Source organism: Acinetobacter sp. YH01020 (genome assembly GCF_013420275.1).
Classification (GTDB): domain Bacteria; phylum Pseudomonadota; class Gammaproteobacteria; order Pseudomonadales; family Moraxellaceae; genus Acinetobacter; species Acinetobacter amyesii.
Map to the genome: position 1 here is coordinate 63,322 of NZ_VOYN01000004.1, position 11,706 is coordinate 75,027.

Sequence of the window (11,706 nt, forward strand, 5' to 3'; positions counted from 1 at the left end):
ATTGAAACGCTACGCTGTAGTGGCGTTGATAATGTCTGCTGTTTTAACCGAAATGATCATTTGCAATTGCTGAATATTTATTTAGTATTTAAATGAATATTCATTTGTATATTCTCCTATTTTAAATTATGTCTGATGTTCAATTAACGCTGAGCGAATACCTATCTGCGGTCAAAGAAGTCATTCAATTGGCTTTTGATGATGCCGTGTGGGTCAAAGCCGAGATTCGAAATTTAAACATCAAAGGTGGACATTACTATTTAGAATTGGCTGAAAAAGAATAAGAAAGTCATAGAGTCATTGCCAGTTGTAAGGCCACAATTTGGAAATTTACTGCAAATAAAGTTGTCGGAAAATTTGAACGTGAAAGCGGCATTGAGCTCAGTCGTGACTTAAATGTCTTGGTTAAAGTGCGTGCCAAATTTGACCCGCAGTACGGCTTTTCAGTCAATATCGAAGAAATTGATTCGAGTTTTACTTTGGGTGATCTGGCTCGACGCTATCAACAAATTTTAGAAAAACTCACCAGCGAAGGTCTGATTCATAAAAATCGAAACTTGCCTGCGCCATTTGATATTCAGCATGTCTTTGTTATTGCGCCTGAAAATGCGGCTGGCTTAGGTGACTTTAAAAAAGATGCAGATACACTACAACATGCTGGCGTGTGTGAATTTGTCTATCATGCTGCCACCTTTCAAGGAAATACCGCAGCACAAAGTATCCGAGATGCTTTAGCACTGGGTTTAAGACAATGGGCCAATGACTTTCAAACTGCGCCAGATTTGATCGTGATTATTCGTGGTGGCGGTGCTGTTAACGATCTTGCTTATCTGAATGATTATGATTTGGCTGTACTTCTATCTAAGCGTAGCGTGCCAATTTGGGTCGGTATCGGCCATGAAAAAGACCGTACGATCTTAGATGAAATTACACATCGTTCTTTCGACACCCCGAGTAAAGTGATTGGGGGGATTCGTAATCATATTGTTGAGCGAACTCAGGAAGTTTTAGAGGCATTACAAAGCATTCAACTACGCTCACAACATCAAATTGCCCTTTATCAAAATCAAAATGATCAGTTGCTACAGGCCATTAAGACCTTGGCACAGAGTCAAATCAATGACTCAACTCGGCTATTACAACAATACCAAGATAACACTGCTTATTTTGCTCAGTTACAACTTAAAACAGCTGCACAGAATATTGAAATACTCATGCGTGAGACTTTGCTGCAAAACCCTGCACATGTGCTCTCCAAAGGTTATGCCATCGTCCGACAGCAAGGTCACGCCATTCGTGCAACGAAAAATCTTCAGCCTTCAACGCATTCACCGATTGAAATTGAAATGCAAGACGGTGTCATCACGGCTGACATTCAACATATACAGGTAAAAAATCATGACGACTGATACACTAAGTTTTAAAGAAGGCTATGAAGTTTTAAAACGTAATGCTGAATTACTCGAATCTCAGCAAGAACCCGACATTGATAATCTTATGAAAATCGTTGAAGAGTCGATGCAAGCCTATAAAGCCTGTAAGTCTCGTGTTGAAGCGGTACAACAGGCACTGAATGATACGTTTAAAGATTGATTTCTCAGCTCATCATTTGTATAAAAAACGCAGCCTAAGCTGCGTTTTTTATACTCAAATTTTACTTCACTTAGAAGCGCCAGTTCTGATAACATTGTTTTGCGTTTAATCTGATTGGTTGTAAATAACAGTAGATCATTGTTTTTAAATATATTGTATATATGCAACACTTCGCACTAACAACCACTAGTAGTCTACAAATATAATTCAACAGTCTACAAATCAGTCTACATTTTTTTAATGACTATATACAGGTATAATTTAGATGGGAAAAATAACTACAAGAGATGGATATGAAAACATGGACCTACTTTTACATAGAACACACGATTAAGAATGGGGAGATTTTTAGGAAGGAGTCTGGGTGGGGTGTGAGGAAATGAAGTGTGGGATTAGGCTGATATTATAGATAGTGGGTAATTAAAAAGTTTTCATTTAGTAATGAAGCTTTTAGAGTGGCTGATAAAATTAAACTCAGCCACTAAATTAAATAAGAAAAGTCTATTTAAAAAAGAACTTTTAGGGTGTATACATACTATGTATAGATTTTAATGTTTCATTAAAATGATCAACAATTCCTAGATTTCGTTGTTCATTTTTTATATCAAATTGCCCCTTACTTTTAAACAGTTCTTTCCTTTTATCTATTTTTTGTTGACCTGATAACTTATCACACTCAGCATTAATATAGCTATCATATAGCTTACTAAAATATGTTGTTAATATATCGTTAAGTAGACTTTCTAAATCATGCCCCCTAAAAAACATATAACAGTTACTTTCATTAACACCATGACTACTTAGATAATCTATAATTAAATTAAAATCATTATTAGCATTATATGTGGTAAAAAGTTTTGAAATATTGCTTTCAAAAGACTTAAGTTTTTGCTCCAATGATCTCCACTCATTACAAGTGAAAAAATTTTCATTAAAACAACTAAGATTATTAATTTTAATTTTTTTAATATCTTGCAAAATTGTATAAAGTGATTTTAAATTATATTTAGGATTCCTATTTTTCGAATTAAAAATAAAATCATGGAAAATAGCCTGTAAAAGTGGTTTATATAAAATTTTAGAAAATTCAATATAAAATCTATTCAACCAAGGAGCTTTTTGCGACATTAAAGATGTATGGATATAAACCTTTTTAGCCAAATAGTTTTGAACATATTCTTTAAAATATTCAATATTCTCCACAGAATGAACTAGAGTTTCAAAAATATACTCTGACTTTTTATACTCACCTAAGTTTGGATTCAAAGCTTTATTCATCAAAAAAACAATAAAATTATAATCACTGTCTTTGCAAATAATGAGGTACTTACCTAAATTATAATGACCAATTTTATCTAACTGCTTACAACCCTCAGCAGGTAATATATTTAAGTGATTTGACATATCAATTGCTGTAGCAAAATCAAAGGCTAAATTGTCGAGAGTAGGAAATGCATTGCTCCACAATCTTACATCTTTCTTATTTTCAACCAAAACTTTAACATACTTTTGATCTGTAAAGTAATCAAAGTTTTCATAATATTCACTTGATTCTTCAAATGCTATATCACTCACCCTTCAAACTCCACGCTATTTTTTAACTTTGTAACATTAATAAATCCAACATCTTCTATATTTCGTGGAATTAAGGCTGGTGAGTGAGTAGATATAAAAAATTGTGATTTTGGAGCCAAATCTAGAAAAGTACTCAATAGGATTCTTTGCCATTCAACATGCATAGCTAAATCTGGCTCATCAAAAATAAATATAGTGTTAGAGTCTCTATATAAGAAGACAATTAATAATAAACAGATTAAGTTTTTTTCTCCTTTTGAACAATCATACCATTGAATATCTTTTGCTTCATCACCACTTCTTTTATATATTGTTTCTTTAAAATAAATTAAACCATCATCCGATAAACATACTTTTTTATTAATCTGTTCAAAAAATAGATTTATTTTTTCTAAGAAATAATTTGCATCTTCTGTAAACCTTTTTTTCGATAACAACTTATTGAAAAATATTTTAATTTCATTATTGGAAAATGTTTCAAATTTTTCTTTTGATCTTAAATATTCATTTGCTAAATCTTCAGACAAAGAATCATCACTTGATATAACACTTCTTCTAAACTCTGCTAAAAGTAAAAATATTGACTTATCCAGATTATTATTTTGTGAAAATACATCTAAACCATTTAAATCATTTGGTGTATTTAAGCTTCTTGTATAGAAAAATTGTTCATCTTTATAAAAAGCTGCTGATAATTTTCTCACATTAGATTGTAAGTCCTTGTTATAATTATTCATAACACTAGTTACATCAAAATAGACTCTATTTTCTAATCCAACATTAACAGCAAAAATATTAGTTGAATTTTCTTCTCTAGCAATTTTTTTTGTCATATTAATTGATTCTTGGTTATCACTTAATGCATTTACCAAATAATCATAATATTCCCTGATTCCAAGATTTTCTTTTCCTGCTACCTTTTGTGAAACTCTTTGCACACTTTCAAAATCATAAGGTTTTGTAATAATATTTTTAATATTAATATTTACTCTACTATTTGGAATACTTATACCTGGTATAGAGTTTTTATAATCTTCATAAAAATTATCATCTACTAACGTTAGCTCAACACCCCAATCTTTTCTAGCAGAAAAAAGTGGCCGCTGAACTTTCTGACCAAGCCCATCTAACGCTAAAAATATGCCATTAAGTATTGTTGACTTACCTGCCCCATTGTGACCAGTGAGAATTGTCATTCTTTTATTATAAGAAATTTCAGTTACACTTTTATCTGAGTGTACCCCGACAAAATTTGAGTTTTTCAAAAAAATCATTAAGATTCTCTCTATTTGATTATGCTTAAATCACGTTACACAAAGTACGAAATTGTGATTTGATGATTTATTATCCTATCTCTCTTATGAGAGTCAATGTCATTAATTATCAATTATATAATAATCTATTTTTTTGATTACAGTACAATTATTCTTTAACTATCCTTGTTAAAATCTTTCGCGGTCATTCTTTTGGTCGTTGCATTTATCAGCTAAACTTGGCTGATTGTACATAGTTTAGCTCATAAAATTCCTTTATCAGAGGGCCTTCACACAAATCCCCACATTCACATTCGTCGTAATTGAATGAGCTGTGCAACCTGATAGGAGGAGGCACAGCAATAGAGCTTTAATTGCACTTTTCATAGTCAATTAGAACTTTGGCCACAGCTTTTGCAGCCAGCCAGTAACGCGCATTAAATCGAGCGAGTTCATCTTCATTTGAAATAAATCCAAGCTCTACAATCAAGCCACCAGCATTGATAAATCCAAGTTTTCCACGGGCTGACTGTGATTGATCAATCCACCCCTTATCGCCGCGCAATCGACTGCCAAAAACATCAGCCACGGCTTTAGATAACTTTTGCGCTAAGATTTTGTCTTTGGGTAGTGCAATGGTTTCTATTCCATTCGCTTGACTGTTTGCAGATGCATTCATGTGGAATTCAATTGCGATCGATGCACCTTTCGCCAATGCGATAGCATTTGTAAGCGGGAGATTGATTGTTCCTGCGCCATCAGTTTTATAAGACAGGCCTGCAGCTGCAAGATAATGTGCTACAGCATTTCGAAATTGTCGCACCAATTCAGCTTCTTTATATTTGCCGCTGACAGCACCCGGATCTGCATTGCTATGCCCTGCAGTAATTGTCACAAATTGATTTACATCGTGTAGCTCTGGCTGCTTTTTCAAGCGTGCAAGCACTGTGGCCACACCAATAAAGAGACCTACCCACTCTGCAATGTTTTCAGGAATCTTGTTTTTTAGTTCCTGTGGAATAACATTCCAGATATTTAAAAATTGCTCTGAAATTAAAATCAGGGCATAAAAAAAGGCGCTTACTGCGCCTACTTGTACTGACTTGAATTTCCAAGCCTGTTTCCAGTTATCGATTAACTTCATTTGATACTCCACTTTGTTGATTGTGATTTAAGCCAGTTTTCAATAAATGTACTTCCCAAAATGCCGAGCGTTGATGCAATTGCTATCAAAGCTAATGGGTTGATATCTGGAATTTGCAGAACAATTGCACCTGCAATAGTTGAAGTTGCTGAACCTAAAATTGTCCGGCCAATTGCTAAGCGCCATGATAGCTTTTCGTCAGATACAAGAAGTTTTGCAAAGCCGATAGCTGCACCAATAACGATAAGCAGAATTAAATTTTTCTCATGCTCCTGCATGAAGCCCCCTATTTTTGGCAATAAAAAAGCACCTTTCGGTGCCATTGTTTCAATGATTCAGACTTCAATCTGACTGTGTTGACCTGATGGAGCTGGTCGTAAGATTTGTTGATTTGAAATGAATACACGTTGCCCAATGTTATAGGCTGTCCCGCTTGTGCAAAGTACTGGTCCAGATCCCCCATCCACTTGAACACGATATTCAGGATGACTTGCAGAAGTGATTGTTCCAATTAATTCTGAATGAGTTGGATTCAACAGTTTACGAAGTTCAAATAAAGGATTAGTCACGGTGGATGCGCTCCACTTTAATGGATTCAGTCACTTTGCCATGATTAAATGAACCGCTCACAGAATCAATGATTCCCCACCACTGCCCATCGAATGCCACAGTTTTACCTGGCAACATCTCACCAACATCTAGAGCGACTGGCAAACCTGACAAGGTATGAAATTCTTGAATATTGGCTTTGATTAACTCCATCTTGCCAAAGCTTGCACCCGAGACAACATCAAACATTGGACCACTGACAGCTTCAAGATGAACATCACCTGCGGTATTGCGCTGCATGACAGTCAGGCTGTTGCCACTTCGGCTATTCACGACATTAATGGCATTGTAGTCGGCGATATAATCCTTGTTCTGCTCAATGGTTTGTTGAATCACAATACTTTGTGAAATCAGAATATCGTAGTCGTCCACAGTCATTGCATCCCAATAGCCCTTTTTATAACGAGGCAGGATTGACAGCGTATTACCTGATTTTTGACTATAGATGAAACCTCCGCCAGCTTCGACCACTTGTTTAATCGCGTCCATTGGTGCCAGTTCTGCATAGCTCAGACTCTCAATTGGTGCGATCCAGCCGACTTCATCAATCAACTTCCAGTCTAGCTCGGTACCAGATTGTGCTCGATCAATTTCTGCTTGCACGAGCTGTACAGACGTTCGCTCATTATCCTGAATAAATGATCGTTTAGCCGCGTAATCCGCTGCATTGAGTGCTGTGACACTTCGGCCATCATAAGTGTAAGACTTATTCGCAAACTTAATGGTTTCTGTTTCAGTCTCAAGAAAAACATGATGTTCAAAACCATTGATCATTAATTTTAAAATCACCGGTTGGTCATTTAGCGGCTGTAGTTTTTCTTTCTCCGTATGTGCCACAGTAATCGAATAAGACCAGCACCATGTACTACGGCTGCAGTTATAGGTGCCGTTAATGACTTTAATCGGCTCACCATTATCTAAGCGTTCAGCACTTAAATTATTCACGATATACCACCATTTTGGATTATTCCGCTGCGGAATATATTGCTTTACACATTTGTCTTCATCAAAGTTAAGCGCGACATTAAAGCGATTCACTTGTTTTGATGGACAACAAAAATTTAAATGAACTGGCTGCCGTTTAGGCTTTTGGTCAGGCTTTGGCCAAGGTTGGACTGGATGTTTTCTGTAGTGAATGGACTTGGCTTTACCCCATGGCAAATCAGACTTGGTGACAATCTCAAGCCCCTTATCCCACTCGAGCGAAAAGCGCTTTTCGAATTGCTTAGCGACTTCATGTGAATAAGTGAATTGCTTGCGCCTGCGAATCATTTCTTGCCATCTTGATTCACGATTGTGACGTAGCTTGATCGATTCTTCATGTACGTAAAGCTGGTGAATAAATCGAGTCTCTCCTTGCTCCCAAACCATGTAAGCATCAGAATTCAAACCAGTGGTTTGCTCATGCGTAGATCTGATCGCGCGATTCAACGATTCTGCCTGATCACACAAGACATTCACTTGGTTAGAAATAACCAAACTTTGCTCATAAAAAAGAGCCTCATTTGAGACTCTTAAAATTGGCTTCGCCCAAGGTATTTCTGTTGTACTCAGGCATGCAATCGCTTTCTGAAACTGCGTATTAAAACCATAGGACACGCCTACCAAGTGATTGATGTCAAATAGCGCTTCAAATTGTGCAGTCAAACTAGTTTGAATTACAGTATCAATAGCACCGTACTGATCAATCCTGACTGTCCTAAATTCAGCAGTAAAACTATTTTGAACAATTACATCGAGCTGCGAGAACTGACCTGATACAACATTAAATTCAGCATAAAAGCCCGTATTAATCTGTGCATCAAGTAAGTTGTTACTGTAGCTTTCAGTATTTAATTCAGCAGTAATCCCTGTATCAACAACCACATTAAGTGATGCATGATTCTGATCATTAGCGGCAAATTCAAGATTAGTCGAACCTGTGGCAGGCTCTTTAAAGTTAAGGTTTACCTGGTGTCTATTTGGTGGAATATAGTTCGACACATGCCCACCTCATTTATATTGATGGTCGTAAAATCAGTGAGTTCATCATTAAGGTACTACCGATTACCAGATTTAGATTTGCCAAAGTAATATTAGTTCCAACCTCGAAATCAGCAACAGCTTTCCCTTCGCCGTTGAAAAGTCGAGCCCAAACGGCAATGCCTGCCTGTATTACTGTACCTGCATCAGTCTGATGTAGTTCCATGCTATCCAGATTAAGTTTTTTAAAACATGGCTTGGGAAGGGTTAGGGTGACTAATTTAGCTGATTCGTCCGCTGTGACCGTTAATGATCCGGGTTTTTCATCGCTGTAAAAAATAAAGGTAGCATTTGCGCTACCTTGATCTATGTAATTTGCCAATGCTTGCAGTTGAGCAAGTCCGGCTTCTAAAGAAGTTTGGATCATTTCACGTTATCCTGTGACGCAAGGTTGTATTCAAGCTCAGGATCTATCGCAACCACATAACTTGAGCCAAAGTTATTACCAAACAAAATATAACTTCCGTTTGATTTAGATATTGTTTCGCTTAAAAGCTCACCTGTACTTCGATTGTACACACGGACTCGACAGGATGTAGGTGAGCCAAGTTTAAATGTCACACCTTTAACCAGCATGGTTGCACGCTTGGGATTTTTCTGAATTAATCGAATAATCAATCCACACCTCCGAGGTCAAACCATAGGCGACCTGTCAAGTTCCTGTCTGGTCTGAATGTCAACTTCATAAGTGCGCGACCATTGTCAACAACTGGCACTCTGTCTGCAATGTTTGCGTTTTGATAGAGCGAACAAAGTAAAATTGGGAATTCACCAACGAAACTGTTTTCGTTATCTATCATATAAAATGGGCCGAACAGAAAATCGTAACCGTTCCCATGCTTGAATGTGTTGTATGATCCAGCAGAAGTAATGCCGAACGGCAACTTCACAGAACCGAACACTGTGTTTTGATAAGCATTACTGTCATTTTTTATCATCGCCAAATCTGAAAGTGAACCGAGCGCACTTGTTATACTAAGTGCTGTACCGGCACTAAAGTTTCGATTACTTGCTGACAAAAATGGTAAAAAATTCCCAATATTAGGGTTTTCCACAATACCGAAACCATATAGTGAGTAACCGTTGCCACCAACGGTGAAGTTGGGCAAGATGTAAAAAGTATCATCATCACCAACCAGTAACCACTCGCGAGCACCCGAAGTCACACCAGTTGACTCATATATGCCTGAGTTGGTTGCAGCATTATTTGCTACTGCGTAGTACCATTTAAACCAGCCACTTATCACTGATGAACCAGAACCCGTTGAAGTCCAGTTCTTATTTGGGCTTCCGGGATCAAACGGAGCTTGCACACCAGTTAAGTCATCAATGTCATTGCATGATTCTAAAATCCCGACCTTTGCAAATTTTGCATAAGATGCGCTATATGCAGCATCTCGGCTATCATCAATGCGTAAAAAATAAGGATTATGCTCACTGTTTTTTGCTTGATATACCGCTTTTTGATTCCCATTAAAAAGCTTAGACCAACCAAGCGGTGCGAGTCGGCACGAAATGTTTTCAGCAATTACCTGATCGGGCAGATCAACTAAGAACTCAATAGTATTGAATGTTAAGCCGAGAATTTTAAACTCAGCATTTAGTATGTTTGATGACGCACCTGATAGCTCCACGACTTGAAATTGGCTTAACCTGTGCGCTGAATTAAATGTTGCTACAGCCACCCCGTTTTCAATCGTAATTGAATGGATTGTTTGCACACCAAAACCTGTGATCAAACACGCGTCAAGAACATTAATCAAGTCGCCTTGTCGATTATTGAGCTCAGGTGCGCCAAAATCTTCAAAAGTAAACCACTTTACCAGACCACTCATTTTTTATCCCATAAAAAAAGACCGCTTAAAGCGGCCATATTTGATTTAAATTTTAAACAACGCGATCAATATCACCGCGCAGCATGATTTGAAATGCATCCGAAATTACTGCAGGTTCTGACTGTTTTACTGTGCGAATCACCCAAACAGGAAAGTTGCAAGCAACTGTATTGAATCGCAGAATATTGCCATTTACCCAGCCGCTCCCCCAACCTTCTTTTTTAATTACAAAGTAAGGAGCATTGGTGACAGGGTTTATCGGACTGAAGTCAGTATTAATAGTCCCTGTTGCAATTTGACCGGTATATTCACCCACGCATTTAAAGTTTGTCCCATCCGTAAACTGGATATACCAACGCTCTTGAATTGCGCCTTTGTTCGTGACTTGAATCGGATACAGCGCATCATTGTAATTCGCACTGATCAAAGTGCCAGTTGGCTCATCCAACCATTGATTTGACCAGGTCTGTTGTACGAATTTACGGGTATAACGCGCCTGCATGTCATTAATAACTAGCGCAGATCCAACAATGGTATTTTCTGCATCATAATTATGTGTCAAAGGCTTGGTAAAAGTGACTTGTCCATTAATCTGCACATCACGGATCTGCCCCATATCTTGATAACGATACTTGGCAACCAATGGCTCAACCAAACTTGCTAGAACAAAATCACCACCCAATGTTACGCGGCCATAATCATAATCTACGGTGTAGAGTTCATAACTGACTTTCACCCCGTTTGCATCCTCAAGCTCACACCACGCAATACGCTGATCATTTAAGTCATAGGTCGTACCAGCAATCGCACTTGGCAATTCCTGTGACTTAGTTGAGCTGACAATGCCAATACCACCCACACGGAAGATTGGTACACGGCCATCGATGGGTAAACGCGTGGCAGACAAGCCCAGTAATTCAGAATCAATCGGCAGATAGGTATAAGCAATCGCGTTATAGCGAACGCTTGAAGCATCTACCCACACTGGCACATTGATGTAGGTTTTACCGGCTTCTTCATATTCAAGAAGCGGATCGTACCAGTCCTCAGCTTCTAACGCCGCACGATTATCAACTGTCACTTCGGTCTTGGTGTAGAAGTAAATCGTCACAAAACCATTATCCCAATTCACCTGACCATGTGCTCGACTGGTTTCAATCACCCCGTTTTCATCAGCGGTTAAAGTTAGTTGTCCATGTTCGAGTGATGCCACAACAATAGTCATCGACTGCGGACGGATTGGGATAACTGGTGTTCTAAAGCTGATTTTATTAATTGGTGGTAGATCGGTTGTGGTAATCAAGGACTCCAGTGTTAATGAGTTGGTTTGCCCTGGTGTCCATGAGCTCAGTTCAATTTCACCAGTGCCAAGGCGGATTAAGCCGGATTGAATACCGCTGCCATTGCTTGGATTGATATCACGATAAATCAAACCATCTCGATCAATGAAGGTACTGTCACCGAGTTTAAAGCGAACCGATCCAGATAAAATCTGTTCACTAAATCCATAGGTTAGATCAAATTTCATTGCATCTGCTTGCACAGTTTCGGTTGAGCTATTGGTACCCGATGTATCTCGATAATGCGCCTTAATCCCAGTAGTTTCGCTATAGGCTTTATATGTCGTACTTGAAAGCACCACATTACTTGGTTGTGACTGATAAATTGTCATAAT

Annotated in this window: 11 protein-coding genes and 1 pseudogene; 2 read left to right on the top strand and 10 right to left on the bottom strand. The window is 37.8% G+C overall.

Annotated elements, in window-relative coordinates; all coding sequences use genetic code 11:
• Positions 1 to 128 precede the first annotated feature (128 nt).
• Both xseA and xseB read left to right on the top strand, forming a co-directional pair.
• Positions 129 to 1,409, top strand: a pseudogene (gene xseA, locus FTT85_RS02855) (exodeoxyribonuclease VII large subunit).
• The gene (gene xseB, locus FTT85_RS02860) at positions 1,399 to 1,593 is read left to right on the top strand and encodes an exodeoxyribonuclease VII small subunit (RefSeq protein ID WP_180004957.1); all 195 of its coding nucleotides are present in this window, start codon (positions 1,399 to 1,401) and stop codon (positions 1,591 to 1,593) included. The pseudogene xseA and the gene xseB overlap by 11 nt, the downstream one beginning before the upstream one ends.
• Positions 1,594 to 2,112: 519 nt before the next feature.
• Here xseB and FTT85_RS02865 read toward each other — a convergent pair.
• The 10 genes from FTT85_RS02865 to FTT85_RS02910 all read right to left on the bottom strand — a co-directional run bounded on the left by FTT85_RS02865 (position 2,113) and on the right by FTT85_RS02910 (position 11,703).
• Positions 2,113 to 3,168, bottom strand: a complete 1,056-nt coding sequence (locus FTT85_RS02865) for a hypothetical protein (protein WP_180182792.1) — start codon at positions 3,166 to 3,168, stop codon at positions 2,113 to 2,115.
• Positions 3,165 to 4,433: an AAA family ATPase gene (locus FTT85_RS02870; protein ID WP_218955417.1), complete on the bottom strand. Its 1,269-nt coding sequence runs from the start codon at positions 4,431 to 4,433 to the stop codon at positions 3,165 to 3,167. Before FTT85_RS02870 ends, FTT85_RS02865 begins: the two co-directional genes overlap by 4 nt.
• A 358-nt stretch (positions 4,434 to 4,791) precedes the next feature.
• Positions 4,792 to 5,565 (bottom strand): N-acetylmuramoyl-L-alanine amidase, encoded by a 774-nt coding sequence (locus FTT85_RS02875; RefSeq protein WP_180182794.1) that lies wholly within the window; start codon positions 5,563 to 5,565, stop codon positions 4,792 to 4,794.
• A complete protein-coding gene (locus FTT85_RS02880) occupies positions 5,562 to 5,843 on the bottom strand; it encodes a holin (RefSeq protein WP_180182851.1) in 282 nt (93 codons plus the stop codon). The genes FTT85_RS02875 and FTT85_RS02880 overlap by 4 nt, the downstream gene beginning before the upstream one ends.
• Positions 5,844 to 5,900: 57 nt before the next feature.
• Positions 5,901 to 6,134 carry a hypothetical protein gene (locus FTT85_RS02885; protein WP_180182795.1) on the bottom strand — a complete coding sequence of 78 codons (234 nt, stop codon included), beginning with the start codon at positions 6,132 to 6,134 and terminating at the stop codon, positions 5,901 to 5,903.
• On the bottom strand, positions 6,127 to 8,157 hold the full coding sequence (locus FTT85_RS02890; RefSeq protein ID WP_180182796.1) for a hypothetical protein: 2,031 nt from the start codon (positions 8,155 to 8,157) through the stop codon (positions 6,127 to 6,129). Before FTT85_RS02890 ends, FTT85_RS02885 begins: the two co-directional genes overlap by 8 nt.
• A 13-nt stretch (positions 8,158 to 8,170) precedes the next feature.
• Positions 8,171 to 8,563 (bottom strand): hypothetical protein, encoded by a 393-nt coding sequence (locus FTT85_RS02895; protein WP_180182797.1) that lies wholly within the window; start codon positions 8,561 to 8,563, stop codon positions 8,171 to 8,173.
• Entirely contained in the window at positions 8,560 to 8,814 is a 255-nt protein-coding gene (locus FTT85_RS02900; protein WP_180182798.1) for a hypothetical protein, read from the bottom strand. Before FTT85_RS02900 ends, FTT85_RS02895 begins: the two co-directional genes overlap by 4 nt.
• Positions 8,811 to 10,031 carry a hypothetical protein gene (locus tag FTT85_RS02905; RefSeq protein ID WP_180182799.1) on the bottom strand — a complete coding sequence of 407 codons (1,221 nt, stop codon included), beginning with the start codon at positions 10,029 to 10,031 and terminating at the stop codon, positions 8,811 to 8,813. Before FTT85_RS02905 ends, FTT85_RS02900 begins: the two co-directional genes overlap by 4 nt.
• Positions 10,032 to 10,083: 52 nt before the next feature.
• A complete protein-coding gene (locus FTT85_RS02910) occupies positions 10,084 to 11,703 on the bottom strand; it encodes a hypothetical protein (protein WP_180182800.1) in 1,620 nt (539 codons plus the stop codon).
• Positions 11,704 to 11,706: the final 3 nt, after the last annotated feature.

Excerpts from the sequence above, each read along its gene's own strand:
- FTT85_RS02910 (WP_180182800.1), bottom strand. The coding sequence starts at position 11,703 with ATGACAATTTATCAGTCACAACCAAGTAATGTGGTGCTTTCAAGTACG.
- FTT85_RS02880 (WP_180182851.1), bottom strand. The coding sequence starts at position 5,843 with ATGCAGGAGCATGAGAAAAATTTAATTCTGCTTATCGTTATTGGTGCA.
- FTT85_RS02875 (WP_180182794.1), bottom strand. The coding sequence starts at position 5,565 with ATGAAGTTAATCGATAACTGGAAACAGGCTTGGAAATTCAAGTCAGTA.
- FTT85_RS02895 (WP_180182797.1), bottom strand. The coding sequence starts at position 8,563 with ATGATCCAAACTTCTTTAGAAGCCGGACTTGCTCAACTGCAAGCATTG.
- xseB (WP_180004957.1), top strand. The coding sequence starts at position 1,399 with ATGACGACTGATACACTAAGTTTTAAAGAAGGCTATGAAGTTTTAAAA.
- FTT85_RS02905 (WP_180182799.1), bottom strand. The coding sequence starts at position 10,031 with ATGAGTGGTCTGGTAAAGTGGTTTACTTTTGAAGATTTTGGCGCACCT.